This window comes from Leptospira yasudae (assembly GCF_003545925.1).
GTDB lineage: Bacteria > Spirochaetota > Leptospiria > Leptospirales > Leptospiraceae > Leptospira > Leptospira yasudae.
Genome location: NZ_QHCU01000005.1, coordinates 1 through 26,779 on the forward strand (window position 1 = coordinate 1; position 26,779 = coordinate 26,779).

Annotated in this window: 20 protein-coding genes; 12 read left to right on the forward strand and 8 right to left on the reverse strand. The window is 47.8% G+C overall.

Features of this window, described 5'->3' with window-relative positions:
* From DLM76_RS14245 to DLM76_RS14270, 6 genes are all read left to right on the forward strand, one after another.
* Nucleotides 1–4,016, forward strand: a 4,016-nt coding sequence (locus DLM76_RS14245; protein ID WP_158586392.1) for a hybrid sensor histidine kinase/response regulator, incomplete at its 5' end; no start/stop codon positions are given.
* Between the two features lie 3 nt (nucleotides 4,017–4,019).
* Nucleotides 4,020–5,186, forward strand: a complete 1,167-nt coding sequence (locus DLM76_RS14250) for a histidine kinase dimerization/phosphoacceptor domain -containing protein (RefSeq protein ID WP_118965622.1) — start codon at nucleotides 4,020–4,022, stop codon at nucleotides 5,184–5,186.
* Nucleotides 5,187–5,524: 338 nt separating this feature from the next.
* Entirely contained in the window at nucleotides 5,525–6,352 is an 828-nt protein-coding gene (locus tag DLM76_RS14255) for a CheR family methyltransferase (protein WP_118965623.1), read from the forward strand.
* 17 nt (nucleotides 6,353–6,369) lie between these two features.
* Nucleotides 6,370–6,957, forward strand: a complete 588-nt coding sequence (locus DLM76_RS14260; RefSeq protein WP_118965624.1) for a chemotaxis protein CheB — start codon at nucleotides 6,370–6,372, stop codon at nucleotides 6,955–6,957.
* On the forward strand, nucleotides 6,954–10,583 hold the full coding sequence (locus DLM76_RS14265) for a response regulator (RefSeq protein ID WP_118965625.1): 3,630 nt from the start codon (nucleotides 6,954–6,956) through the stop codon (nucleotides 10,581–10,583). Before DLM76_RS14260 ends, DLM76_RS14265 begins: the two co-directional genes overlap by 4 nt.
* A 15-nt stretch (nucleotides 10,584–10,598) precedes the next feature.
* Nucleotides 10,599–11,735, forward strand: coding sequence for a sensor histidine kinase (locus tag DLM76_RS14270; protein WP_118965626.1), 1,137 nt, complete (start codon nucleotides 10,599–10,601; stop codon nucleotides 11,733–11,735).
* Nucleotides 11,736–11,773: 38 nt separating this feature from the next.
* On the opposite strand, the gene DLM76_RS14275 is transcribed toward DLM76_RS14270, so the two are convergent.
* Entirely contained in the window at nucleotides 11,774–13,048 is a 1,275-nt protein-coding gene (locus DLM76_RS14275; protein WP_118965627.1) for an MFS transporter, read from the reverse strand.
* A gap of 385 nt (nucleotides 13,049–13,433) precedes the next feature.
* On the opposite strand from DLM76_RS14275, the gene soxR reads away from it, so the two are divergent.
* Nucleotides 13,434–13,886, forward strand: a complete 453-nt coding sequence (gene soxR, locus DLM76_RS14280; protein ID WP_118956850.1) for a redox-sensitive transcriptional activator SoxR — start codon at nucleotides 13,434–13,436, stop codon at nucleotides 13,884–13,886.
* A gap of 38 nt (nucleotides 13,887–13,924) precedes the next feature.
* Here the strand turns inward: soxR and DLM76_RS14285 are convergent, their stop codons facing one another.
* Complete coding sequence (locus tag DLM76_RS14285) at nucleotides 13,925–14,128, reverse strand: hypothetical protein (protein ID WP_118956849.1); 204 nt, start codon at nucleotides 14,126–14,128, stop codon at nucleotides 13,925–13,927.
* Between the two features lie 307 nt (nucleotides 14,129–14,435).
* On the opposite strand from DLM76_RS14285, the gene DLM76_RS14290 reads away from it, so the two are divergent.
* Nucleotides 14,436–15,446 (forward strand): hypothetical protein, encoded by a 1,011-nt coding sequence (locus tag DLM76_RS14290; RefSeq protein WP_118956848.1) that lies wholly within the window; start codon nucleotides 14,436–14,438, stop codon nucleotides 15,444–15,446.
* Nucleotides 15,447–15,486: 40 nt separating this feature from the next.
* On the opposite strand, the gene DLM76_RS14295 is transcribed toward DLM76_RS14290, so the two are convergent.
* Entirely contained in the window at nucleotides 15,487–16,398 is a 912-nt protein-coding gene (locus DLM76_RS14295; protein WP_118965628.1) for an SDR family oxidoreductase, read from the reverse strand.
* A 199-nt stretch (nucleotides 16,399–16,597) separates the two neighbouring features.
* On the opposite strand from DLM76_RS14295, the gene DLM76_RS14300 reads away from it, so the two are divergent.
* Nucleotides 16,598–17,638: an SH3 domain-containing protein gene (locus DLM76_RS14300; protein WP_118965838.1), complete on the forward strand. Its 1,041-nt coding sequence runs from the start codon at nucleotides 16,598–16,600 to the stop codon at nucleotides 17,636–17,638.
* Between the two features lie 46 nt (nucleotides 17,639–17,684).
* Here DLM76_RS14300 and DLM76_RS14305 read toward each other — a convergent pair whose 3' ends face one another.
* Nucleotides 17,685–19,412 carry an FG-GAP-like repeat-containing protein gene (locus DLM76_RS14305; protein ID WP_118965629.1) on the reverse strand — a complete coding sequence of 576 codons (1,728 nt, stop codon included), beginning with the start codon at nucleotides 19,410–19,412 and terminating at the stop codon, nucleotides 17,685–17,687.
* Between the two features lie 573 nt (nucleotides 19,413–19,985).
* Between DLM76_RS14305 and DLM76_RS14310 the strand changes: the two genes are divergently transcribed.
* Both DLM76_RS14310 and DLM76_RS14315 read left to right on the forward strand, forming a co-directional pair.
* Nucleotides 19,986–21,608 (forward strand): FG-GAP repeat protein, encoded by a 1,623-nt coding sequence (locus DLM76_RS14310; RefSeq protein WP_118965630.1) that lies wholly within the window; start codon nucleotides 19,986–19,988, stop codon nucleotides 21,606–21,608.
* Nucleotides 21,592–23,376, forward strand: coding sequence for an FG-GAP repeat protein (locus DLM76_RS14315; RefSeq protein WP_118965631.1), 1,785 nt, complete (start codon nucleotides 21,592–21,594; stop codon nucleotides 23,374–23,376). The genes DLM76_RS14310 and DLM76_RS14315 overlap by 17 nt, the downstream gene beginning before the upstream one ends.
* Before the next feature lie 48 nt (nucleotides 23,377–23,424).
* On the opposite strand, the gene DLM76_RS14320 is transcribed toward DLM76_RS14315, so the two are convergent.
* Nucleotides 23,425–24,186 (reverse strand): DUF1554 domain-containing protein, encoded by a 762-nt coding sequence (locus DLM76_RS14320; protein WP_118965632.1) that lies wholly within the window; start codon nucleotides 24,184–24,186, stop codon nucleotides 23,425–23,427.
* A 303-nt stretch (nucleotides 24,187–24,489) separates the two neighbouring features.
* Between DLM76_RS14320 and DLM76_RS14330 the strand changes: the two genes are divergently transcribed.
* Nucleotides 24,490–25,005 carry a copper resistance protein CopD gene (locus tag DLM76_RS14330; protein ID WP_118965633.1) on the forward strand — a complete coding sequence of 172 codons (516 nt, stop codon included), beginning with the start codon at nucleotides 24,490–24,492 and terminating at the stop codon, nucleotides 25,003–25,005.
* Nucleotides 25,006–25,104: 99 nt separating this feature from the next.
* Here the strand turns inward: DLM76_RS14330 and DLM76_RS14335 are convergent, their stop codons facing one another.
* From DLM76_RS14335 to DLM76_RS14345, 3 genes are read right to left on the reverse strand one after another with little or no spacing between them, the layout of a single operon-like run.
* Nucleotides 25,105–25,908 (reverse strand): sulfite exporter TauE/SafE family protein, encoded by an 804-nt coding sequence (locus DLM76_RS14335; protein WP_118965634.1) that lies wholly within the window; start codon nucleotides 25,906–25,908, stop codon nucleotides 25,105–25,107.
* A gap of 7 nt (nucleotides 25,909–25,915) precedes the next feature.
* Entirely contained in the window at nucleotides 25,916–26,353 is a 438-nt protein-coding gene (locus DLM76_RS14340) for a DUF6691 family protein (protein ID WP_118965635.1), read from the reverse strand.
* On the reverse strand, nucleotides 26,350–26,775 hold the full coding sequence (locus tag DLM76_RS14345; RefSeq protein ID WP_118956837.1) for a YeeE/YedE family protein: 426 nt from the start codon (nucleotides 26,773–26,775) through the stop codon (nucleotides 26,350–26,352). The genes DLM76_RS14340 and DLM76_RS14345 overlap by 4 nt, the downstream gene beginning before the upstream one ends.
* Nucleotides 26,776–26,779 lie beyond the last annotated feature (4 nt).

Consider the following 26,779-nt stretch of genomic DNA (forward strand, 5'->3'; position numbering starts at 1 on the left):
ACACGATCAACACGATGGTGGATCAGTTGAACTCGTTCGCATCGGAAGTGACTCGGGTTGCAAAGGAAGTAGGTACGGAAGGGAAACTCGGCGGACAAGCGGATGTGCGCGGTGTTGCGGGAACTTGGAAGGACTTAACGGATTCGGTAAACTCGATGGCCTCGAACTTAACGGGTCAGGTGCGTAACATCGCGGACGTAACGACTGCGGTGGCGCGAGGCGACTTGTCTAAGAAAATCACCGTGGATGTTAAGGGAGAAATATTAGAACTTAAGAATACGATCAACACGATGGTGGATCAATTGAACTCGTTCGCATCGGAAGTAACTCGGGTGGCGCGAGAAGTGGGAACGGAAGGAAAACTCGGCGGTCAAGCGGATGTGCGCGGTGTTGCGGGAACTTGGAAGGACTTAACGGATTCGGTGAACTCGATGGCTTCGAACTTAACGGGTCAGGTGCGTAACATCGCGGACGTAACGACCGCGGTGGCGCGAGGAGACTTGTCCAAGAAGATCACCGTGGACGTTAAGGGCGAGATCCTCGAGTTGAAAAACACGATCAACACGATGGTGGATCAGTTGAACTCGTTCGCATCGGAAGTGACTCGGGTTGCAAAGGAAGTAGGTACGGAAGGGATCCTCGGCGGACAAGCGGATGTGCGCGGTGTTGCGGGAACTTGGAAAGACTTAACGGATTCCGTAAACTTCATGGCAAACAACCTCACGACTCAGGTGCGGGGGATCGCGAAGATCGTGACCTCGGTCGCAAACGGGGACTTGAAAAAGAAACTCTACTTGGAAGCGAAGGGAGAAATCGCCGAACTTTCGGATACGATCAACGACATGATCGACACCTTAGGGCTGTTTGGTGATCAGGTGACCACGGTGGCAAGAGAGGTGGGAATCGAAGGAAAACTCGGCGGACAAGCGAGCGTGCCCGGAGCGGCCGGTCTTTGGAGAGACCTTACGGATAACGTGAACCAGCTCGCAAGTAACCTGACGTCTCAGGTGAGAGCGATCGCGGAAGTGGCGACCGGTGTGACCAAAGGGGACCTTTCCCGAACCGTAATGGTAAAGGCGGCCGGAGAGGTTGCGGCCTTATCGGATAACATCAACGAGATGATCCGCAACTTGAGAGAGACGACTCGGATCAACACCGAACAAGACTGGCTCAAAACGAACCTCGCCAAGTTCACTCGCTTGCTGCAAGGTCAAAGAAACCTGGTCAACGTCAGCAAGCTGATTCTTTCCGAATTGGCTCCTCTCGTCTCCGCACAACACGGGGCGTTCTTTATCACGGAAACCATCGAGAACGAACCCTCCTTGAAGCTGCTCGTAAGTTACGCCTATCAGGAACGCAAACACGTATCGAACCGATTCCGTCCGGGAGAAGGACTCGTAGGCCAGTGTTTTCTGGAAAAGGAAAGAATCATGCTTACGAACGTACCGACGGATTACATCAAGATCAGTTCGGCTCTCGGAGAAGCGCCTCCGTTGAATATCGTCGTATTACCGGTGTTATTCGAAGGAGAGGTCAAGGCGATCATCGAACTTGCGTCCTTTTCGAACTTCACGCCCATTCACTTGAACTTCGTGGATCAGCTTACGGAAAGTATCGGGATCGTGTTGAATACGATCGCCGCGAGTATGAGAACCGAGGAACTCCTGATTCAATCCCAAACCTTGACGGAAGAACTTCAAGGACGTCAGGAAGAATTGACCAAAACGAACGAACGTCTGGAGGAACAAGCCAAGTCGTTGCAGGATTCAGAAGATCTTCTCAAAAAACAAAGGGAAGAATTGCAGGAAAAGAACGACGAATTGGAAGAGAAAGCGCGCCTTCTCGCAAAGAACAACGACGAGGTGGAACGCAAAAATCAGGAAGTGGAACAGGCGAGACATTCTCTCGAAGAAAAGGCGAGACAACTCGCGCTTACTTCCCGTTATAAGTCCGAGTTTTTGGCGAACATGTCGCATGAACTGAGAACTCCTCTGAACAACATGCTGATTCTTTCCCGATTGTTATACGACAACGAAAACGAAAGTCTGTCTCCGAAACAGATCGAATACGCGAAGACGATTCACAGTTCCGGATACGATCTGCTCCAGTTGATCAACGATATATTAGATCTTTCTAAAATTGAATCCGGTAAGATGACGGTCGATCTGGATGCGATCTCTTTTCGCGAACTCGCGGATTATCTGGAGCGATCCTTTCGCGAAACGGCGAGAAACAAGGAACTCAAGTTCCAAGTGGATCTAAGCGCGGAACTGCCGATACGAATGACGACAGATTTACAGAGACTGCAGCAGATTCTCCGCAACCTTCTTTCCAACGCGTTTAAGTTCACCGAAAAAGGAGGAGTCGATCTGAGAATCGCTCCTGTCGTTTCCGGTTGGGACAGGGAACACAAGATTCTTCAGCAGGCGAAAACCGTGATCGAGTTCTCCGTAACCGATACGGGAATCGGAATTCCTCCCGAAAAACAAGGCCTGATCTTTGAAGCGTTCCGCCAAGCCGACGGAAGTACGAGCCGTAAATACGGAGGAACCGGACTCGGACTTTCGATCAGCAAAGAAATCACGAGGCTGTTAGGCGGAGAATTGCAGTTGATGAGCGAACCTGGAAAAGGAAGCAGATTCGCGTTGTATCTTCCTGCGGAATACATTCCCACCGAGATCAATCTCGAACCGGAGGATCTGAACGAACCGAAGTGGGTGCAGCCTCCGGTGTTGGACGATCGAGGCGGAACCTTCATCCCGAACATCATCGGCACATCGGTGTTAGGCGATGATAATTCCCAAAAACAAAGGGAGATCATCGAGGACGATCGGTCCAACCTCTCGGGCGAAGTCGTTCTCATCATCGAAAAAAACGAAGGTCTCGCAAGGCGATTGTTGAAAAGCGTTCGATCCAACGGATTCAAAGGCATCGTTGCGATGGACGGAAAAACGGGTCTTTCGTTTTTGAAAGGTTATTCCGTTCACGCGGTTCTTCTGGACTTTCATCTGGACGATATGAACGGATGGTTCATCCTCAATTGGCTCAAAAAAGAACCGAAGTTCAGACACGTTCCCGTTCTGATCGTATCGGAGGACGATCAATGGAGAAGAAGTTTAAGAATGGGAGCCTTGGGTCATATCTCCAAACCGCTCGATGAAGGAATCCTGCAAAGCGAATTGAACCGTGTTCGAAAGTTTATACAATCGCACCCGAGACATCTACTGATCGCGGACTCGGATCAAAAACACGGTAAAAAACTTTTGGAGCTGATCGGAAACGGAGACGTAATCGCGAAAGTCGCCGCTTCGAGCCGTGAAGTTTTGGAAAGTCTCCGGAAAGAAACCTTCGAATGTATGATTTCCTCTCTGCAGCTGAAGGATTCCACCGTGTTCGATCTTGTCAAAGAGATCAATCAATCCGGTTTCGATCAGATTCCGATCGTAGTCTATTCCGATACGGCGTTCGGGGACGAGGATCGAATTAAAATTCAAGGTTTAAAGGAGACGAATACGATCAAGGAGGCGGAAACAGTCGCCGCGCTGGTGGAAGAAACCGCGGTCTTTCTGCATAGATCTCAAGAAAGCATTTCACCCAAACAAAGAGCCCTTTTATCGGAGGCTTCCCACAACGATCCTATATTGATCGGCCATAAAGTTCTCATAGTGGACGACGATATACGAAACATCTTCGCTCTTACGAGTATTCTAGAACAGCACAAGATGAAGGTCGCGTTTGCGGAGAGTGCGAGAGATGGGATCGAACTTTTGAAAAGCACATCGGATATTGAAATCGTGATCATGGACGTGATGATGCCCGACATGGACGGCTACGAAGCCATGAAGACGATCCGCGCCGATAAACAATTTGCGTCCCTTCCGATCATCGCGCTGACCGCCAAAGCGATGAAAGGCGATCGCGAAAAATGTCTTGAAGCCGGTGCGAGCGATTACATCACGAAGCCCGTGGACGTGGATCAGTTTCTTTCCCTTCTTAGAGTTTGGTTATGCAGGTAATGTATGGAATCGAGAGTCAAGATACTGATTGTAGATGATAACCAGGACAACCTATGGGTGATGGAGAAAATTCTGGCAAACCCGGAATTGGATCTGATTAAGGCGAGCTCCGGAGAAGAGGCTCTGAAGGCGTTGTTGAATCCGGTCGATTTCGCATTAATTTTTATGGATATCTACATGCCCGGCATGGATGGATTCGAAACTGCTTCTCTGATCCGCCAAAGGGAGAAGTGCGCGAGCATACCGATCATCTTTTTGACCGCTTACGCAACCAACGAGACGTGGTTGTTCAAAGGATATTCGCTCGGAGCCGTGGACTTTCTGATCAAACCGATCGCACCCGAAATCCTAACGTCCAAAGCCTCCGTATTCGTGGATCTGCATCGGAAGAATAAGACCTTGATGTTGCAGGAAGAACTTCTCCGGGAAAGCCACGACCAACTCGAACAAAGGGTCGAGGAACGAACCAGCGAATTGAACCGGGTCAACCGTGAATTGTTAAGCGAAATCGCGGAACGGGAACGGATGGAAGAGGCTCTGAAGAATTCCCTTCAGGAAAAGGAAGTATTGCTGCGCGAAATTCATCATAGGGTAAAGAACAATCTTCAGATCGTGTCGAGCATACTCAGTCTTCAGGGGAACTATATCACGGACGGAAAGTCTTTGGCGATGTTCGAAGACGCTCAGTCTAGAATCCGTTCGATCGCGCTCATTCATGAGCTTCTCTATCAAAGCAAGGATCTTGCTAAGATGGATTTCAAGGATTATCTGGAAAATCTAGTAAAGAATCTTTTCCGTACGTATCGTGTGGACAAACGAATCGATTATGAAATCGAAGCGGACACGTTGTATCTTTCCTTGGATACGGCGATTCACTGCGGATTGATCGTGACCGAACTCGTAACCAACGCGCTCAAATACGGATTTAAGGATCGGGACAAAGGGAAGATCTCGATTAAAATCAAAGGATTTGATGACGGATTCGTGATTGTGGTTCAGGACGACGGCGTTGGTTTTCCGGAGGGACTCGATTTCAATCAGACCGATTCACTCGGATTAAAATTAGTGAATATACTTTCGCAGCAGATCGGAGCGAATCTGGAATTGGAACGAAGCAACGGAACGAAATTCACATTGACCACCGCGGATATGAGCCGCGTAAAAAAATAATCGTAAAAGATTTCCTTTTTTAGGATTTTCTCCGTTTTCGTTCCAAATATCGACTGTATACTGTTTGATCGAACGAATTCAATAAAACGAATATACGCAAAAAAGAATCTGGTCGAACCGTTACGGAATAAATATGAGAAAAAATATAGATTTATGAAATAAATAGTTGATTTTAACATATTTATAATATTATTATAGACCGCTTCTTTATAAGCCGAAACGCCGTTTGCGCGTAAGAAGGATCTCTTTTTCGGAAAATTATTTTCCAAACGGAGAACGATCTTTTATTCGGATCGGAAAACTCGCGATAAAACCTTCCGCAAGGGAAGAATCGGTTTATGAAATTGAAGAATACGCAGGATATCGAAATAGAACTTCTCCTGGAGGCCGTTTTTCAAAAATACGGATACGATTTCAGACAATATTCAGAGGCTCATATCCGAAGGCGAATCCTAAATAGGCTTGCACTTTCGGGTTTGAAGAGTGTTTCCGAATTGCAGTTTCACGCGTTGCGGGACGAAATATTCGCCGCGAAACTTTTACAGGACCTTTCGATCACGGTAACGGAAATGTTCCGAGATCCCGACTTTTATGTTTGTCTGCGGGAAAAAGTGATCCCGATCTTAAAAACGTATCCCTTTGTTAAAATTTGGCACGCCGGTTGTTCCACCGGAGAGGAAGTCTACTCGATGGCGATCGTGTTAAGCGAAGAAGGTTTATATGAACGCTCGATTCTGTACGCTACGGATTTTAACGAGCACGCCTTGCGAACGGCAAGGGACGGAATTTTTAGAAACGAGTCGATAAAGGAATACACGGCCAACTACGGCCTTTCGGGCGGGAGAAGTTTTTTTTCGGATTATTATACTTCGGATCACGAGATGGTGATTATGAACCGGATGTTGAAGAGAAACATCGTTTGGGCCAACCACAATCTCGTAACGGACGGCGTGTTCGCGGAAGTGAATCTGATTTTATGCAGAAACGTTCTGATCTATTTTAAGAGGGAATTGCAGAACAAAGTGCATCGCATTTTTAGGGAAAGTCTCGTGAACGGAGGAATTCTATGTTTGGGTTCGAAGGAAGGAATCTCACTGGGAGACGCCCGGGATCAATACGACGCGTTGGATTCAAAACAAAAGATCTATAAGAAAAAATACGAATAGAATATTCAAAAACTTGAATGAAATACGAGGCGATCGTTGTGGGAGTTTCTTCAGGAGGTTTGAACGCGATGAAGACGATTTTTTCCGCTTTGCCCGCTGACTACGAAATTCCTTTGATCGTAGTTCAGCACTTGAGTCCGCGTTCCGACGGAGAATGGATCCGTATTCTCGGCAGATCCTGCCGCATCAAAATAAAAGAAGCGGACGAAAAAGAAACGATCAATGTCTCTACAGTCTACGTATCCCCGCCTAATTATCATTTGTTGATCGAAAAAAATCGCACATTCTCCCTTTCCGCCGATGAACGCGTCAATTTTGCACGTCCCTCCGTCGACGTATTGTTCGAATCCGCCTCGGAAGTTTACGGAGAAGCGTTGATAGGAATCGTTCTGACCGGAGCGAACTCGGACGGGGCGAACGGAATGAAAAAGATCAAAGCGAACGGCGGTTTGGCGATCGTTCAAGATCCAACGACTGCGGAAGCTCCATTCATGCCCGAGGCCGCGATCCGAGCGTGTTCGGTGGATCATGTTCTTTCGTTGGAAAGGATCTCGGAATTTCTCATTCGATTGAACTTCAAAAATTCGGAAAAAGAGGGCGTATGACGATTCGAACCAGGCTCATCATCGGCTTCGGAATCGTTCTTACGATTCTCGCGATCAGTTCCGTTTTTATGATCGAGATGCTCGCGGATTCCAGCGAAAGGCTCGGCCGTATCGTGGACGTATCGGCGAAGAAGGTGAGTTTATCGAACGAAATCCTCATTCACGTTTTGGATTCCGCAAGACACGAAAAGAACATCATTATCGAAACGGATTCCGTAAAGATGAATTTTTATAAGGATCGAATCTATAAGAGCGTCGATTTGGTGGATCAGAAAATAGTCGAACTTCAGGCGTATTCCGACGCCGACGGGTTAAGGCTGCTCGAGGATTTTAAAACGACATGGAATGAATATAGAAACGACCTGAATCAGATCGTATTTCTGGCTTTAAAAAACGAAAACGATAAAGCCTTCGTGATTTCCATCCGTAAAGGTCTCGTTATGCGGGACTTGGTCACGAAACAATTGTCCCTTCTCGTAAAAAGAAACGAAGACAAAATGCAGGAAGAGAAGAACGCGAACCAAAGCAGATATTACGTTTCCTTGTCGTTTTTGATATTTCTTTTGATCCTGAGCATAGGTTCGGCCGTTGCAGTTTCGTATTGGATCGTGGATGCGATCGGAAAAAGAATCCGTTTTATCGCGGGCGTTGCTGAAAAAATCGCAAGCAGGGAATTTTCCGAAACGAAATTCGAGGCGTTTACGAACGACGAATTACAGCCCGTTTACGATTCGCTCAATAATATCCACAAAAGCTTTCAGGATGTGACGGATAACGCGAAACACGTCGCATCAGGCAATTATCAGATCGACTTCGTCCCGAAATCGGAAAAGGATCTTCTGGGAACTTCCCTGAGAATGATGACGTCTTATCTTCGAAAGACGACTCAAGAAAACGAAAAACACAACTGGATCACGAACGGCCAAAACCTTCTGAACGAAAAAATGAGAGGGGATCGTTTGGAAGCCGATCTTGCCACCGAACTGATCACGTTTCTATGCAATTACCTGAATTCAAGTATCGGTGCTCTGTATCTCTGCGACGACCGGGAGCGTTCCTTGTCCATCTTCGGTCGATACGGCTTTGCAAGCGCGGATCCCTCTTCGGAAAAATATTTCTTCGGAGAAGGGTTGATCGGACAGAGCGCCGTGGAACAGAAAAGGATTCTTCTTACCGAAATGGAGGAGGAATCGATTCGAGTCCGATCCTCTATCGTAGATACCAAGCCTAGGCAGATTTTGATCGTTCCGTTTCTATTCGAGAATAAAACGATCGGGGTCATCGAATTAGGAAAACTAGATGTATTTTCCTCCACGGAAATCGAGTTCCTAACCGCTTCGACGGATTTGATCGGCATCATTTTTAATTCCTCGGCGGCGAGAAGAAGAATCGGAGATTTGCTTGAAGAAACGCAAGTGCAGGGAGAGGAGCTTCAATCGCAGCAGGAAGAATTAAAGCAGGTGAACGAGGAACTGGAGGAGCAAACGCAGATTCTCCGGCAACAACAGGAAGAATTACGCGTTTCGAACGAAGAGCTCGAAGAACAAACGAGAGTACTGGAGGCAAAAAATCGGGAAGTCGAAAGCGCGAAGTACGACGTGGAACAAAAGAGCAGACAACTGGAACTTTCCAGCCGTTATAAGTCGGAATTTCTCGCGAACATGTCTCACGAGCTGAGAACTCCTTTGAACAGTCTACTGATTCTTTCCAAGGATTTGGCGGACAATAAGAAAAAGAATCTGAACTCGGATCAGGTGGAGAGCGCGAACATCATCTACAAGAGCGGGCACGATCTTCTTCTTTTGATAAACGAAGTCCTGGATTTGTCTAAAATAGAATCCGGCAAGATGTCGACTAACGTGGAGAGGGTGGTTCTCCAAAAATTCTGCGACGAACTCCTGAGCGGTTTCAAACATCAGGCGAGCGAAAGGAAACTCGAACTGAGTCTGATTCTGCATGAGAATCTTCCGGAAGCGATCCGGACCGACTCGCTCCGTCTCAATCAAATCTTGAAAAACTTACTTTCCAACGCGCTTAAATTCACGGAAAGAGGCGGCATTCGCTTGGAAATCGAAAGAGACGAACCGGAAGGAATTCTTTTTTCGGTGATCGACACGGGGATCGGAATTCCGGAGGACAAACACGCTGCGGTTTTTGAGGCGTTTCAACAAGCGGACGGAAGCACGAGCCGAAAATACGGAGGGACCGGGCTCGGTTTATCGATCTCAAGGGAACTCGCAAAACTTTTGGGAGGAAGTCTAACTCTTCAAAGTAAGATCAACGAGGGTTCCACGTTTGCGCTTCGTATTCCGATCGAGATAGACGCGCAGACTTCCCCCGCAAAAGAGGAAAGAAAATTTGTCCCCGCTTCGACTTCGTTCTCGAATGAAAGAAGAAACGAATTTCTGAATTATCCTGCGGTGGAAGACGACAAAAATGAAATCGAAGAAGGGGACAAGATTCTATTGATCGTGGAGGACGATCTGAAGTTCGCTTCGATTCTCGTTAAACAAGCGAGAGAAAAAGGATTCAAGTGCATTTCCGCCGCCACCGGAGAGGACGGATTGGCGTTTGCAAGGAGATATAAACCGCATGCGATTCTTTTGGATTTGGATCTGCCGGGTATCAACGGTCACACGGTATTAAACGAACTCAAAACCGATCAATCCGTTCGGCACATTCCGGTTCATATCGTCTCCGTAAACGAATATTCCCTCGAACTCATACGAGAAGGCGCGGTAGAATATATTAGAAAACCCGTAAATAAGAAACAGATCGAAGAGGCGTTCAATCGGATCGAAAGCTTTATCAACCGAAAGATGAAGAATCTTTTGATCATCGAAGACGACGAGAATTCCAGGAAGGCGATGCGGAAGCTGATCGGGAACGGTGACGTGAAATGTTTCGAAGCAGGCACGGGAAAGGAGGCCGTCCAGATGTATCGCGAGAATTATTTCGATTGTATCGTCTTGGATATAGGGCTTCCCGATATGAGCGGATTCGATCTGATCTATGAAATGGAAAAGATCAAAGGTCAACATATTCCTCCGATCATTATCTACACCGGCAGGGAACTCACGAAGGAGGAAAACGGAGAGCTTCAAAAATACGCGGAGAGCATCATCATCAAGGGAATCAAATCGGAGGAACGACTTCTCGATGAAACCGCGTTGTTCCTCCATCGTACGATTCGAAATCTGCCAGAATCGAAACGGAGCATCATCAATAGTTTATACGATAAGGATTCGTTGTTTCAAGGAAAAAAGGTTCTCCTCGTCGACGACGATATGAGAAACATATTCGCTTTATCTAAAATACTCTCCGAGCGCGGAATGACGGTTCTCAAGGCGGAGAACGGAAAAAATGCGATCGAAATTCTCCATAAGAACGAGGATGCCGATCTGATCTTGATGGATATCATGATGCCCGAAATGGACGGATACGAGGCGATGAGACGCATTCGGGAAAATACAAAATATAAGGATATCATCATCCTCGCTTTGACGGCAAAGGCGATGAAGGACGACAAACGAAAATGTATCGAAGCGGGCGCAAACGACTATATTTCAAAGCCGGTGGATGTGGAGCGCCTTCTTTCTTTGATGCGGGTTTGGTTGAGTAAATAGAGAGTTGAAACGACGATGAATTCGAGACCGAAAATTTTGATCGTAGACGATAAGCCGGAAAATCTGGTGGCTCTGGAAACGGTTCTGAAGGACTTGGACGTGGATTTGATCAAGGCTTTCAGCGGAAACGACGCGCTTAAGGAGACGCTGCATCACGAATTCGCATTAGCATTATTGGATATTCAAATGCCGGAGATGGACGGCTACGAACTCGCGAGCATTCTCAGGGAAGAAAGTAAAACCGCGCGTCTTCCGTTTATCTTTATCTCCGCCGTTTATACGGACAATTTCAACGTTTTTAAGGGATACGAAAAAGGCGCGTTCAGCTTTATCACAAAGCCCTTTCAACCGGAAATGCTCATCAATAAGGTGAAGTTTTTTGTGGATAAACACGTTCAGGAAATCGAGCTTCACGAGCTGAACGAAAGTCTACGAAAAAAGAATCTGGAGCTGGAGTATTCCAACCGGGAATTGGATGCGTTTTGTTATTCCGTTTCTCACGATTTGAAAGCTCCGTTACGCGCCATAAGCGGCTATACGAATATTCTCAAGGAAGACTATCGGGAAAAACTCGACGGCGAAGGGGAAAAGATCCTCGACGTGGTCATCGACAATTCAGCCAAGATGAGCAAACTCATCGACAGCCTTCTGCTTTTGTCCCGCTTGGGAAAAAAAGATATGAGAAAGACGCCGATCGTTATGAACGATTTGTTACGGATCGTTCTTAAGGATTTTCAAGAAGAAATGAAAAACGAGAAACTCAGGATAGAAACTTCCGATCTTCCGCCCGCAATGGGCGATCCGGAATTGTTGAAACAGGTTCTGATCAATCTGATATCGAACGCGATCAAGTATTCTTCCAAACGAGCGGACCCGCGAGTGGAAATCGGATCGGTTCCGAACGAAAACGAATGCGTTTATTATGTGAAGGACAACGGTGCTGGTTTCAATATGCAGTATGCGAGCAAATTGTTCGGTGTGTTTCAAAGACTGCACGAGAACGAAGAGTTCGAGGGAATCGGGATCGGTCTTGCGATCGTCCAAAGGGTGATTCTGCGTCACGGAGGAAGGGTCTGGGCGGAGGGAAAAACGAACGAAGGCGCCGCTTTCTATTTCGCATTACCGACGATGGCCGAATCCGGCTCCGTATAGAGCCGGATTTAAAATTTTATAATATTCTTAAGTTTTGTTTAGTTTTCGAGAGAGACTTCTTGGTTCGCCGGAATCGGCGCTGCAATCGGACCTTGTTTGGATACGGATTTGCTTGCAACGAGAAGATCCACACGATACATGATCGCGATCGTGATCAAAATCGCGGCCGTTACCACGTATCCTAAATTCTGATATCCTAATAGATACCCGGTCGACGTTTGAACTACGATCAAACCCGCGAAATACGAAGCGACTCCGCCGGAAAGCTGCTGTAAAGAGGAGCTGATCGCCATATACGCGCCGCGATCCTGTAGATCGGGAACCGCTGAAGTAAGAGCGTTTGCGGAGATCACGCGCGCAGTAATCGGAATAAACAAACAACAGTTTACGGCGATTACAAGAAGAAGGGAAACGTGCTCCAGTCTCGTATAATAAAGAACCACTCCGATCGCGGCGAGGGATGCTCCGGCAAACACGGCATATTTACCGATCGCATCCGAAAGCCGACCCATCAACGGACCGGCCGCGATACTTACGATTCCGGTGATCATATAGATGGTTGGAAGATCGGTCAGCGGAATTCCGAGGTTGTGAACGGTGAATGCGCTTCCGAACGGCATAAGCATGTACCCTCCGGTCGCTAAAAGCATCGTTGCCAAAAAACCAGGCATATAACTGCGATTAGCCGCCGTTTGAAAAAGATGTTTGATTGCCTTTATTTGAACGGATGTTTGAAGGTGTGCGGTGATCGGTTTCACGTAAATGGAGGCAATAAAACCGACAAGACCGGCCACTCCTGTAATCAACCAGAAAGGGGATTGCCAGCCCCAAAGATTGGAAATATAAACTCCGAGCGGGAGACCGAATACCTGGCTCGCCGCGAACGCGGTCATCACGAATCCCATAACTCTCCCGCGAACTTCCATAGGAAAAAGATCGGCGATGATCGCAAAGCTGATCGAAGCGATCACCCCTCCGAAAAGTCCGGTTACGATTCGCGCCGCGAGAAGATATTGATACGTGGTGGATAAACCGCACAATGCGGTTCCGACGACGAATCCGGTATAGAAGAAGAGAAGGATTTTCTTCCTATCAAACCGGTCCGCGAAACCCGCGGAAAGAATTCCGGAGATCCCCGCGCTGATTGCATAGGCGGAAACGACCAATCCGAATTTCGTCGTTGATATTTTCAGATCCTCCATGACTTGCACTCCCAAAGGGGAAAGGATCATAAAGTCCAGAACGACCGTAAACTGAATGAACGCGAGCAAAGCGATAATGAAGATCTGATATTTGTGAAATGAAAATTTCATAATGCTTCCTTTTCAAAAAAAGAAGGGCGATTCTTTTTTTGAAAACGCCCGTTGTATGTTTCGGTCCTTAAACCCGATTCGAATAAAATGTGCGATCCTCTTTTACGTAAGGTCATGAATCTTCTCCCTCGAAATTTAGAATTCGATTCTTTGATTCTACAACTTCAAGTGAACTTGAAGTAAAGACCCGGCGGCAACTTTTTTTAACGATTTTTCGAAAAAAAGAAAGGCTCCCCGACTTGGGGATTTAAGTCGTTCGTTCAAATATAAAGTTAAAGCATACTTTAATTTTATATTGCAAATTTAGAATTTGAATCGGATCAAATTTCGGAAAAGATTGCTTTTTAGACGAGGATCGATCTCTTAAGATTTATCGGACGAAATCATGGATAAGGAAGAACTCTTAAGCATCGGACAAGTCGCTAAAAGAAGCGGAGTCGCGTCCTCGGCCTTGCGTTTCTACGAAGAAAGGGGATTGATCCATTCTCAAAGATCCGGCTCAGGACATAGACAATATCCCCGTCATGTTTTACGTCGAATCGCCTTTATCGTTTTTGCGCAAAGAGTCGGTCTCTCGCTGGAAGAAATCGCGGTGGAAGTCGCTAAACTTCCGGAAGACTATACTCCGAACGGTCAGGATTGGTCCAAACTTTCAAAGACTTGGAGCTTGCGGGTCGATGAAAAAATCGCGGAATTGGAACGGTTGAAAAGCGGTTTGTCCGTTTGTATCGGTTGCGGGTGTTTATCTCTTGCGCGCTGCAAACTCACGAATCCGGGAGATCGTTTGGGAAGATACGGCTCCGGGCCTTTGCGTTGGGTGGGCAAAGGAAAAAAATAATCGTTAAAGGAGCGGGAATCACATTACGGTTTCTTCGCTTAACAATTCGGCCTTACCTTTTCGATACATTGCAGAAAGTCCACGATCAAAAGATTGAGCGCGTCCGGATGATTTCCGACTAACGCGGAGCCTAATAGAAACTTCTCCTCGCAGTCCTTTTCGGATCGACGGTCGCTTTCTTGGGAACAACCGTATACGGCGATCCCGATCAACAGGAGAATGAGGAAATATCGTTTCTTCATACGGCCGCCCTCCCAAAAATTCGATCGGATGTGAGCTTCTCCTTTTAGGAAGAAAGACGCCTTTTGTCAAACACCGATCCTACGAAAACGCTTCGGCGAAACGATTATCCATATTTACGAAGAACTGTAAATCGAATTGTTCGATTTCTATTTTCCTATCGGGAATTTTTTTAGACACTGATTTATAAGGTAGTTTTTTAACGAACCGCCTATAAATAAAAAATTGATTGAAACCGGCCGTTTTTCGAAGCATCATACGCCGACCATGACCTTTCGAAAAAAATAAATCGTGGAGAGAAATTTCAAAATGAATGCATTGAAGGCGAATCTTTGGGCTCTGGTAACGGGGAGCCTTTTGTTATTTGTGAGCGGTTCTTCCGTTAGCGCACAAGGTTTAAACATTCAGAATATCGTAAGCGGTGCGGATTATCCCGTGGAGAACGTGGATTATTTTCTGCAAGATGTCGGAACGGCGACGATCGGTTCCAACCAGAACGGATGTCATTCTCAGGGAGTTAAGTTCGACGGAAACTTCTTTTACTCTTCCTGCATGGATACGAACGGAAACAACACAGCGTATCTATTCGTGCACGATAAGTACGGAAGATTGATCCGCAAGTTCAACGCGGGTTCTTCGTACGATCATCCGAGCGGGATTTTCTATTACAACGGATGGGCTTACGTGGGTTTTACAAGCAACGGGATCGATATGCGTTCGCAGTTGTATCGGTTTAACGGGGCGGGAACGGTTCAATACCTAGGTTTCTTCGATCATTCGGTGGGTTTCGTAGGACAGTCGATTCCGAATCCGAACACATCCACGCTTACCGCAAAGACTCGTTTTTATTCCTATGATCAGTATTACGAAAGACAATGCAACTATACGGACGGGAGTTGCGGAAGTTACAGCGACATCACGACGGGAAACAATATCAACAGCGCGGGAAGGGACGGGGTTCAAGACTGCGACGTATATTACAAAAACGGCGGATGGTATAAGGCTTGTATCTTATTCTCCGCAAACCCGAACGTGATCCGCGTTTGGAAAGGAAATCAAACCAAGCTCGGACCGGATAACGCTTTGACGACGTATACGATGACGTATCAGCCGGGACATTCCGGAGGATTCTCCTTTTATACGGACCCGAACGGTAAAAAATGGATCGTAACGACTCCGCCTCCCGAAACGAATCGCAGATACTGCCAAGGATGTTCCCTTGTGGGCGGAAACAACTGCGCTTGCACAGATAAGAGCAATCGTCAAAGAGTGAGATTCTATTCTTTCGATCGATTCTTGTGGCCTTCCGGTCCGAATTGACAAATGAAATCACATTCAAAAAAAGGAATGTGATGTTCGCTTAACGATAACCCGTCGTATCGGCGGGTTTGCCTGGGTCCTGCACTTCGACCATGTATCTCCACGCATCGGGTTTGCTTCCGTCCAAATCGGTAAAACCGTAGACTTTCGATAATTCTCCGCTGGATACGGTTTTACCGTTCCATCGCGAACGGTTCGGATCTTTTGCGAGAGCCGCGACCGCTCGGCCCACGAACGCGGGACTTTCCGAAATCGCAAAGTGCGGCGAGATTTTCGTTGCATCCTTCCAGTTGGATTCCTGTACTCGATACGCATCCAGCATCGCCTCCGATCGCAACCAACCCGGACTCAAAGCAAGCGCGGTCGCATTGTATTGTTTTAATTCATGAGCGAGAGAGAAAGCCATTCGATTGACGGCGGCCTTTGCAAGATCATAGAAGAAGGAAACCCTGTAGTTTTGCGAGTTGTACTCGTTCGTTCCATCGGTCATCTCGACCACCAGACCTCCCGAAGTTTTTATTAGAAGCGGAAGCGCAAAGTGACTCGTGATCGCGTGCGTATCGACTCCGAGACGCATCGTCCTAAGTCCGATTTCCAACGAAGATTCCCAAACGGTTTTGTTCCATTCCATCGTAGTCGCGCCCCAAATATCGTTCACGAGAATGTGGAGTCGTCCTTGTTCCTGTTCGATCCGTGCGACCAGCGAACGGACTTCTTCTGGTACGAGATGATCGACTTGTACCGCGATTCCTTTTCCTCCGGCTTGATCTACCAGCGCCGCGGTTTCTTCGATCGTTTCCGGGCGATTCATCTCGGACGGTTTGGAGGCTGTCGTTCTCCCCGTAACATACACGGTTGCGCCTTCGGCTCCCAGTTGAACCGCGATTCCTCTTCCGGCTCCTCTGGTTCCTCCCGCGACCAAGGCAACTTTATCGTTTAATGATTTGCTCATATAGGAATCTCCAGTTAGTATTTCGGGCCTTTTATTGTAAGGGTTTCGGAAAGAATGTCAAACCTTCGCGCACTCGGTTGTTCGTAATAAAGAGTTGAAGCTTTCCGAATTTCTGCGAATGTCGCATAAATCGAGTTCCGATTTCGGGATGTATTTCAAGATCGGCAAAAATTTTCGATCACGAGCGAGACGATTGTTCATGAAACCATTTTTATTCTTTTTCCTTCTTCTTTTTTTCGCTTGGAATGTGCTCCTCGCACAGCCAAACAACGGTTATGCGAAGGTGGCGGCGGACGGAGGTTTGTATGTGCGGGAAGAAGCGAACCAAAAGAGCCGTCCCGTGACTCTTTTGCCACAAGGAATGATTTTGAAGGTTGCGGGAACATCGGATAAAACGGAAGTCATCGGCGGCAAAAAGGGACGCTGGACCGAAGTAGAATTGTTTGGAACGAAAGGCTGGGTGTTTGACGCATATTTGGAAGGGGTGTCCGGAAAGGATTCTCTTGCGGATTATCTAAAATACCTGGAAGGTTTAAAACCGGGAGAATTCTCCTCTTTAAAAAACGCGGAAAAGAAATTTCTGACCGCGTTTAACACGGGTTCGACGGAAGCGGAGAACGCGTTTCGGATTTATACGAAGTTCGTAAATTTTCAGAGCGGAAACTTGAGCGATCGATTGCAGCAACAACTGCAGACCGATTACGGGAAGTATGATACGGAATTGGCTCTGAAACTCAAAGCGCACGGACTCACCGTCGAATACTGCGAAGGCGACGGAGCCCTGGTCGAATACTACGATCACTACTGGAACCTGTTAAAGGACTATAACTTTCCGTTTAAGGAATACGTCCGCCTTATGAACACGGTCGGTTATCTCTACGCATGCGACGGTGGAATCGGAATTTCATGGGAAGAAATGAGAGATCGGATCGCAAAGATGGAAACCTTTCTTAAAGAACAAAAATCCGCTCCTGAAAGAATGGAAGTCGAAGCCTTATTGAAAGGATACGCATACAGTTACGCGAACGGAATGGACAATACTCCTGTCTGCGAGTGCAAAGGCGAAATCTGTTCTCTTGCATCGGAACCGCAAAAGAGTTACAGGAATTTTCTCGGCAAAAACAAAACGTCCGCTTATTTTCCCTTTATCGAAAAACTTTCGGGGATGTATTCCAAAAGTCGGAACCGATGCACCGAGGAAATCCGGAAATATCGAACTTCTTTCTTCGAGGGGAAGTGATCCCGGCGAAGAATCGTTGATTCAGAAAACGGAATATTCCGAAGTCTTACTGTCCGAATGTCGAACCGAATATCGAGCCGGTAGGACCGGGAAGATTGTAACCTGAAATCGCGATGTTTGCGCTCGTTGCCAAAGAAACGGTCAAACCGCCGGAACCCGGACTTCGAAACAGATAGGCTCTTCCGGCTGCGTTCGTATTTCCTTGCGCCCCGACTACGAGATCCGAAAAACCGTCTCCGTTGCAATCCAGGAATGTAGAAGTTCCGAATTGATCGTTGATCGCTTCTCCCGTAATCAGCGTGGAGGCCGTAGCGGAAATGGTCCCGCCCGAAAAATGAAACAGATGGAGCCTCCCCATACTCGTATTGAAAAGGATCGCTCCGGTCGCAAGATCGAGAAATCCGTCTCCGTTGACGTCGCCTAACACGACATCGGTGCCAAAACGTTCTCCGGCGATCGCGCCGGTTAGAGTTTGATTTGCGGTAGCCGGAGAAGCCGCTGAAATTCCTGTCGTTCCTCCGTGAAAGACGTAGACTCTTCCGAGATTGCCCGAATGGCCGGGGGAGGCGGCGATTAAATCTTCGTAACCGTCCGCGTTGATGTCTCCGGTCGTCATGGAAATTCCGAAGGAGTCGCTTGCGGAAATTCCCGTCAAAGTCAAAGTCGGTGCGGACGTATCGACGGCCGTGATTCCCGCTGAACCGGTGCTATGAAAGATCCAAAGTCGTCCGGCGGAAGCGCTGTATGTATTTCCGTTTACGATCATGTCCGCAAACCCGTCACCGTTCAAATCCCCCAAACGAACCGCCGATCCGAAGTTCGAGCCCGGACCGGTGATCGTCGTTGCGGGTATGCTCGAAACTCCTGCGGCTCCGCCGTAATAAATCAGCGCGCGTCCGGCTCCAAGATATCCGCTCGCAGCGATATCCGTAAATCCGTCTCCATTCACGTCTCCCAGTGAAAGAGAATAACCGAGCAAGGTAGAAGGGCCCGCGTTGATCGTAAGATTCGCGCTTGCAAAACTGCTCGCAACGATTCCATTTTTCCCCGTGCTGTAGAAAACATACAGTTGACCGGTCCCGCTTCCATATTCGAACGAACCTCCCGCCGCGAGATCCGCATAGCCGTCTCCGTTTAAATCGCCTAACTGAAGCGCATAACCGAAGGAACTCGTCGTGTCTCCGGTAATCGTCACGTTTGCCATCGAAGTGCTGTTGAGAGCAGCCGTTCCCGAGCCGAGACCGTAGAAGAGATAAATTTCTCCGTTTTTTGTCGTGGAAAATAAGGACGCGGTCGCCGCGAGATCGGGAAAACCGTCCCCGTTGACGTCCTTGTTGTTTCCTTTTTTAAAGGAGAAGTTTAGAGTCGGAGAAACATTCCCCGCAAAATCAAAGCTTCGCACTTGAACCGAATGGGAACTTCCGGATCTCCATTGGGAGGGAATTTGATACTGCCACGTATTCGTTCCCACTGCGGGAAGGAACGGACCCGAATCCACGCTGACTTCGATTCGGGAAAGAAGAAGATCGTCGCTTGCCGTTCCGACGATAAAGCCGGATTCTAAGATCGAGTTGTGTGAAGAGGAAAGATTGCCGACTACGAGCGTGGGCGGGGTCTGATCCGTACATGCCCCCGATAGAACACACTTGAGAATTTGCGTTTCCCACCACGCGGTCGAAAAGGAGATTTCCGGATTGTAAACCCCTTCGGCGGCACAATTCAGAAGGGCCGAAGCGAGAACCGCGGATACGAGAATTTCGAAGATTCTTTTCAAGATATTGAATTGTTAAACGAAATTAAATCCGTAAAAATTACCGGGCTTTCTCGTTTTTGCAACGTTATGGGCTTTAGAACGGATTCTACTTTGCGCGGCCCCCGAGAAGGAAAGCGGAATCTTGAAACGAGGGGAAAAATATTTCCAAAACTACGAGCCGAGGCATCGGTTCCCAAGTCTTCGCTTAACAATTTAGGGACGTAGAGATCCGAAAAATCCCCCGAACGAGGGATGGGTTTTCGACGTCGTTTTTACGTAAGGATTCGGGAAGAATTCTTTCTCGGTGAAAAATTCGACCGTTTTTACGGCAGGCCCGGCAAAAAAAAGAATCCCGTTTCCTACCGAGGTTCGGTCTTCAATTCTTCCCAAGTCTATTATGATTTCTTAAATTAAGATTCGATGATTTTTTCGGAATCGTGTATGCCCAATGTTGCATATTCGTCTTTTGCGATTCGATTCATAATTGCGATTGTATGATTATAAGAAACGGGGACTTGCGTCCACTTTTCCTATACATTGACCCGATTCAAACGGACGAAAAGTTTGCATTTTTAAAAAGAAGGTCGATCGAAATTGAAGCCGGATTCAGAACCAACATTCTTAAGCAGAGGATTCCGATCGTTTCTTCCTTATCTGTTCGTTTTTTCCATTCTTTTCAATTGCGAATATCGCCCGAAGGACGATCAGAATCTGCTTCTTCTTTTAGGAACAGGAACTTCTTCCTCCAATTCTTCCCAAGGCGGAATCGACGATCCGACATCCAATCCTCCCGCTTCTACGCCAGTCGGCGGATGGACGAACGACGCCTATATAAAGCCGCCTAACGTCGGATTCGGCGGTTTATACTTCGGCTACAACCTGGCGATTTCGGGAGACACGATGGTGGTCGGCGCTTACCGGGAAAGCAGCAATCAAACTACGATCACGAACGGTCCGACCGCAAGTACGGATACGAGTTTCATGGACTCCGGGGCGGCGTATGTGTTTCGGAACGTTTCGGGAAATTGGATTCAAGAAGCATATCTCAAAGCCTCCAACGCGAATACGAACGATCGGTTCGGAATCAGCGTCGCGATTTCGGGTGATACGATCGTCGTCGGTGCGACGTTAGACGGAAGCTCCGGCTCCGCGTATGTTTTTCAGAGAACCGGAACTGCTTGGGTTCAGGAAGCGGTGTTGAAAGCTTCCAACTTCGACATGGGAGATCAATTCGGTTCCGACGTTGCCGTCGACGGGGATGTGATCGTGGTAGGAGCGCAATGGGAAGACAGCAATCAAACGACGATCACAAACGGAACTACGGCGAGTGTGAATAACGGCAGAAGCGATTCGGGAGCCGCGTACGTATTTCGTAGAAATACGGGCGTTTGGACGCAGGAAGCGTATTTGAAAGCGTCGAATTCGGATAGCGGCGATTATTTCGGATCGAACGTTTCCATTTCCGGCGATACGATCGCGATCGGCGCTTATCAAGAATCCAGTCAATCCGTCTCGATCAACGGGGGAATCGCAAGTGCGGATAATTCCAAGTTTGCTTCGGGCGCAGTGTATGTTTATCGAAGGTCGGCGGGGGTTTGGGCGGAAGAAGCGTTTCTCAAAGCTTCCAACTTGGATACGAGCGATCGATTCGGTTTCAGCGTCGCGATTATCGGTAATACGATCGTAGTCGGTTCGCCTTTGGAAGACAGCAATCAAAACACGGTCGTGAACGGTTCGACCGCGAGTTCCGATAATTCGAACGGAAGCGCCGGAGCCGCTTACGTGTTCGAAAGAAACGGAAGCCTTTGGACGCAGCAGGCGTATATAAAACCCCCGAACGTCCAAGGTGGGGATCAGTTCGGAACGAGCGTTGCGATCGGCGGAGATCGAATCCTAATCGGGGCGATCAACGAGGGGTCCAATCAAACCACGGTCACGAATGGAATCTTAAACAATTGGAATGATCATGCGCCGCAATCGGGCGCGGCTTATTTATTTCAAAAAGTTTCCGGAGTCTGGGGAATGGAGGCGTATTTCAAAGCTCCGAATCCGGACGTAGCGGATTTATTCGGGATCAGCGTTGCGATTTCAGGCGACCGAATCGCGATAGGCGCCTCTCAAGAATGCAGCAATCAAACAACGATCACTTCCGGATCGACCGCAAGTGCGGACAATTCGGCGTATCGGGCGGGAGCGGCGTATGCGTTTCGAAAATAGAATCTTCTCCGTGATTCTAAGCGTATTGTTTTTTCTCCAATGCTTAGGAGGCGGAGAAGCAAAACCGTTCTACGGAAACTTGGCTCTTCTGTTGGACGCACCTCTTTCCGATCTGAAATATCCGATTCCTTTGGTGCAATATACGAAATTTGTTCCGATTCCTACGATCCGTCCTTCGGTTACGGGATTTCCAAGTCAGTATTCGATTTCTCCATCACTACCGGCGGGGATTAGTTTGGACGTTACCACGGGCGCTCTCTCCGGAATTCCCACCGAGTCGCTTCCGGCGACGGATTATACGATTACTGCGAGCAATGCGAAGAATTCCATCCAAACAACGATTCGATTCCAAGCCTCCGTCGGCATCTGGCAAAACGGGGCCTACATCAAGGCGTCTAACGCGGATATTGCGGACTATTTCGGAAACACGATCGCGATAGACGGTGATACGATTGCGGTAGGGGCGTATCAAGAAAGCAGCGCGCAGACTACGATTACAAACGGAACAACCGCCAGTTCGGATAACAGCGCGGATAGTTCGGGTGCGGTTTATGTGTATCGAAGAAACGGAGCGGTCTGGGCGCAAGAAGCGTATCTCAAAGCGCCGAATGCGGAAGCGTACGATTATTTCGGTTATAGTCTTGCGATTTCGGGAGATACTCTTGTGGTCGGAGCGTATTTGGAAAGCAGCAGCGATACTACGATCACGAACGGAACGACTGCGAGCGCGGACAACAGCGCCGGAGGTTCGGGAGCGGTCTATGTGTTTCGAAGAATCGGAACGAACTGGGTGCAAGAGGCGTATCTTAAAGCCCCGAACGCGGAAGCCGGAGATTCCTTCGGATACAGCGTCGCGATTTTCGGAGATACGATCGCAGTCGGAGCTTTTGGAGAAAGCAGCAATCAAACTACGATCACGAACGGAACGACCGCGAGCGCGGACAACAGCGCCGCAAGTTCGGGAGCGGTCTATGTGTTTCGAAGAATCGGAACGACTTGGTCGCAAGAAGCCTATCTAAAGGCGTCTAACGCGGAAGCGGGAGATCTATACGGATACAGCGTTTCGATCTTCGGAGATACGATCGCGGTCGGCGCGAACGGAGAAAGCAGCAATCAAACTACGATCACGAACGGTCCGACTTCGAGCGCGGACAACAGCAACAGCGAATCGGGTGCGGTCTATGTTTACAAACGGACGGGAACCGCTTGGACGCAGGAAGCGTATCTAAAGGCGAATAACGCGTCCGCGGGGAATTGGCTCGGATACAGCGTCGCGATTTCGGGGGATACGATCGTATCGGGTGCAACGGGAGAATCGGAAGGGGCCGCTTACGTATTCGTCCGCGGCGGGACGACTTGGACGCAGCAAAGAATTCTCAAGCCGGTTAATCCGGGTTCCGTCAACGAATTCGGAAATAGTCTGGCGATTTCGGGAGATACGATCGTGGTCGGTTCGTATTGGGAGGGAAGTAACGCGAATCAAATTCAGAACGGAATCACCGCAAGTACGAACAACTCCCTTCAAAGCGCAGGGGCCGCGTATGTCTATCAAAGAACCGGAACGACCTGGGCGCAGGAATCCTATCTCAAAGCGAAGAATGTGCAGACCGGTGATTGGTTCGGAATGGGCATCGCAATCTCGGGAGACACAATTCTTGCCGGAGCTCCGCAGGAAGACTCGGGACAAACTACGATTACGCAAGGTACGATTCAAACTTGGAATGAAATGAAACCGAACTCGGGAGCCGTATACGTTTTCAATCGTTAAAACGATCAACATCGGCAAAGAGATCGAGATCCGATTCGTTTAACAATTTTACTGTCGAACGCAATAAAGGCCGTGCGTCGAATTACAACCCGTTGCAGCAGAATAACCTCGATCGATCATATAAGTGGAAACGTCTTCCGGATAACCGATGGAACCGTACGTGGTTCCCGTTGACGTACTCGTCCAATTGAAACAACTTCTTGCAGCGCCGGGCATCCAAGTCCCAACCGAACCCGGAGTATCGTTTCGAATTCCGGTGAACGTGTATGTGCTGGCGGGTCTGGTTCCATCCACGATGATCGCGTTGCTCGCGGGAAACGCACTAAACATCGCCTGCGAGTCCGTCGTGAATACGAGTCTGCTGTCTGCGGGATTTAAAGAACTTTTTTTAATATTGAAATAACTCGTATTCGGATGCAAAACCCAATTGTGATTCAGGTCTCTTGCACCGGATTCGTCCATAAGCATTGCCTTATATTCGCTCGGACTTCCGAACGAAGAAGGCAGACCGGCTGCTGCGGTTTGACAAAGAGTGTCCGCACCGGGAATTCCTCCCATCGATCCGTTCGTGAGAATTCCTCCGATATTGTAGAGTTCAAAGATATAACAGGGTCCCAAGGTGGTGCTGCAGTTCGGGACTTCACCCGGCTGTTGCGTGGAAGAAGAATTGGAAAAACGTGCGGGTTCCACCAAAGCGATCAGCGGATTTTTCAGAGCATCGATCGAGATCCTGTCCGCTTGGTTGCAATAGGAAGTAAACGAAAGAATCCCGAACAAAACGGACGTTTTTATAAAATCGTTCTTCATCATTTTCCTTCCGAGTTTAGAAGTCTCGCTCTATCTATAAAAACACATTCGAAAAGAATAATTTTCCCCATAAAAGTAGATTCCGGGCTTTGGAAGCGCGAAGGGGAATGAACGCCATTGTTTTCGGAATGATCGACTTTAGGGAGCCGCGGGTTTTTATGCGCTTTCCGAATTTTGCGGGAAGTTGATACGATAAAAAGGAACCGGACGAGTTACACGATGCGTCTTTGAGAAAAATCATCGGATCGAATCGATCGATCGGAAAACTATTCTTGCGGAATCGAATCCGAGCCGTATTCTGGAACGGTGAGTCTTTCGGTTTATTTTATCTTACTGTTCTTTCACATTTCCGCTGCAATATTTTGGATCGGCGGAATGTTGTCCTTTGTGTTCCTCTTTCGACCCGTATTAAAGAAACCGGACTACGTAAGCGTAAAGATAAATCTATTTTATGAATTCGCTTTGCAGTTTAGAAAAGTTGCGTATTATTTATTCTCCGTTTCGTTTTTGAGCGGGGCCGGAATTCTTTTTTGGAAAGGGTATCGCCTAACGGATCTTTCTTTCTTGTTTCAGAATCCGCTTTCGATCATTTCGTTGAAAATTTTTCTATTCTGTATATTGGTAATTAGCTCCGTTTTTCACGATTTCTTTTTAGGTCCTTTGACGCAAAGATTGATTCATGAAGATCCCGTTTTGTGGGAAAAATACCGCCGTCAGGCTGCGTTTTTCGGGAGAATCAATCTCCTGATTTCGGTTCTTATCGCGGTCTTAGGAATTCTATTTTCACGAGGTGTGAATTCGTTTCAGTCCTTCTCCGTTTAGAATTTTGATCCGACCTCTTTCGGAATCGCTTCTTTAGGAAAGGGAAGTCGGATCGATTTTTCGAATACAAACGGAGGCCGCAGGCATTTTAAAGAATTCTCATAAACGAAAACCGTGATCCAGTAAGATCAAGGAAGCGATCGTGAAAACGAAATAGCCGAATCCTTTTTTCAAGGATTGTTCCTTCACTCTTGAAGAAAGAATTTGTCCGAAAACCATTCCTCCGATTCCTAATGCACAAATCGTCAAAAGCAAAGGACAAACCTCCGTCTGTGCGGTCGAGAAACTGATCGCAAATCCGAACAAGGAATTGGCCGCGATGATCGCAAGAGAAGTTCCGATCGCGACACCGATCGAGAATTTGAGTAGAAGCACAAGAGCCGGAATGATTAAAAAGCCGCCTCCCGCTCCCACGAATCCGGTGATCAAACCTACGAACAATCCTTTGAGTCCGATCGTCATCCAAGGCACGGACTTCGCGGAATTGAGGGACAATTCTCCGGAGGAAACGGAAGTGCGAATCATCCCCCATGCACTGAAGATCATCGCGGTCGCAAAGACGATCATTACCAAAAGCGATTTTGTCAGAACGATTCCGAAATACGAATCGAACGAGTTTGGAAGAACCGGAAGTAGGAAACGTCTCGCAATATAAATGCCGATAAAACTCGGCAAAGCGAAAAGAATTCCTATCTTCCCGTCTATATTTCCTTTTTTCGCGTTCAACAAAGCTCCGATCAGCGCCGTTACTCCGACGACGAAAAGAGAGTTCGTCGTCGCCTGTATCGCATCCTGCCCAAAGAAATAGAAAAGAATGGGGACCATGAGAATGGACCCGCCCGCGCCGATCAGTCCGATCGAAGTTCCCATAAGAAAGGATGTGATGTAACCGAGGATCAGCATGTCGCTCTTATTCGAGTTTGTTTTTCAGATTCATTTTTTTATCTAAGAATCGAAAGAGATACATTCCCACGATGACGCTTAGAAAAACGACGAACGGTCTCGTTTCAAAACTGGCGAGGGAAGTGACCGACACGGTCGGACAATAACCGCCTAATCCCCAGCCGATTCCGAAGATAAGACTTCCGATGATCAACGCAGGAGTGATCTCTTGCCGAGTCGGGATATACCAGTCTTTCGTAAGCATCGGAGTTTTTCGTTTTCGGATTAATTTATACGTGATGAAATGGATTCCGACCGCTCCGGCCATCGTAAAAAGTAGGGTTGGATTCCAGTTTCCGAATACATTCAAAAATCCGATTATTTTTGCCGGTTGCAAAATTCCCGATATGCCTAAGCCGACGGCAAAGAGCAGACCTACGATAAATGCGCCGAGATTGTATTTCATACAAGCAATCCGATCGTTCTAAGAAACAATACGGCCCCCATCCCGGCTCCCATAAAAAGAATCGTAGCGATGATCGATCGAAGCGAGAATCTACTTACCCCGCAAACTCCGTGACCGCTCGTGCAACCGCCTCCCAACATAGCGCCGAAACCTACGAGGATTCCGGCTAACGCGCCGAGCCAGGTCTTCGTTTGCAGTTCTACCGCTAAAAGTTCGGGAGCGGTGAACTTCAGCGAAAGTCCTCCCAATAAAAGTCCCACGATGAAATACCATCTCCAAGCGGTATCACCTTGAACCGGAACTAAAACACCGTATACGATCCCGCTGACTCCCGTAACTCTTCCGTTCCATAAAAGCATCAAAGAAACGGCGATGCCGATCACCGCTCCTCCGATCAATCCCATAACCCATTCTGTGGTCATTTGC

What these genes read in the sequence shown, in the direction of transcription:
- DLM76_RS14250 (WP_118965622.1), top strand. Translation starts at nt 4,020, where the DNA reads ATGGAATCGAGAGTCAAGATACTGATTGTAGATGATAACCAGGACAAC.
- DLM76_RS14255 (WP_118965623.1), top strand. Translation starts at nt 5,525, where the DNA reads ATGAAATTGAAGAATACGCAGGATATCGAAATAGAACTTCTCCTGGAG.
- DLM76_RS14260 (WP_118965624.1), top strand. Translation starts at nt 6,370, where the DNA reads ATGAAATACGAGGCGATCGTTGTGGGAGTTTCTTCAGGAGGTTTGAAC.
- DLM76_RS14265 (WP_118965625.1), top strand. Translation starts at nt 6,954, where the DNA reads ATGACGATTCGAACCAGGCTCATCATCGGCTTCGGAATCGTTCTTACG.
- DLM76_RS14270 (WP_118965626.1), top strand. Translation starts at nt 10,599, where the DNA reads ATGAATTCGAGACCGAAAATTTTGATCGTAGACGATAAGCCGGAAAAT.
- DLM76_RS14275 (WP_118965627.1), bottom strand. Translation starts at nt 13,048, where the DNA reads ATGAAATTTTCATTTCACAAATATCAGATCTTCATTATCGCTTTGCTC.
- soxR (WP_118956850.1), top strand. Translation starts at nt 13,434, where the DNA reads ATGGATAAGGAAGAACTCTTAAGCATCGGACAAGTCGCTAAAAGAAGC.
- DLM76_RS14285 (WP_118956849.1), bottom strand. Translation starts at nt 14,128, where the DNA reads ATGAAGAAACGATATTTCCTCATTCTCCTGTTGATCGGGATCGCCGTA.
- DLM76_RS14290 (WP_118956848.1), top strand. Translation starts at nt 14,436, where the DNA reads ATGAATGCATTGAAGGCGAATCTTTGGGCTCTGGTAACGGGGAGCCTT.
- DLM76_RS14295 (WP_118965628.1), bottom strand. Translation starts at nt 16,398, where the DNA reads ATGAGCAAATCATTAAACGATAAAGTTGCCTTGGTCGCGGGAGGAACC.
- DLM76_RS14300 (WP_118965838.1), top strand. Translation starts at nt 16,598, where the DNA reads ATGAAACCATTTTTATTCTTTTTCCTTCTTCTTTTTTTCGCTTGGAAT.
- DLM76_RS14315 (WP_118965631.1), top strand. Translation starts at nt 21,592, where the DNA reads ATGCGTTTCGAAAATAGAATCTTCTCCGTGATTCTAAGCGTATTGTTT.
- DLM76_RS14320 (WP_118965632.1), bottom strand. Translation starts at nt 24,186, where the DNA reads ATGATGAAGAACGATTTTATAAAAACGTCCGTTTTGTTCGGGATTCTT.
- DLM76_RS14335 (WP_118965634.1), bottom strand. Translation starts at nt 25,908, where the DNA reads ATGCTGATCCTCGGTTACATCACATCCTTTCTTATGGGAACTTCGATC.
- DLM76_RS14340 (WP_118965635.1), bottom strand. Translation starts at nt 26,353, where the DNA reads ATGAAATACAATCTCGGCGCATTTATCGTAGGTCTGCTCTTTGCCGTC.
- DLM76_RS14345 (WP_118956837.1), bottom strand. Translation starts at nt 26,775, where the DNA reads ATGACCACAGAATGGGTTATGGGATTGATCGGAGGAGCGGTGATCGGC.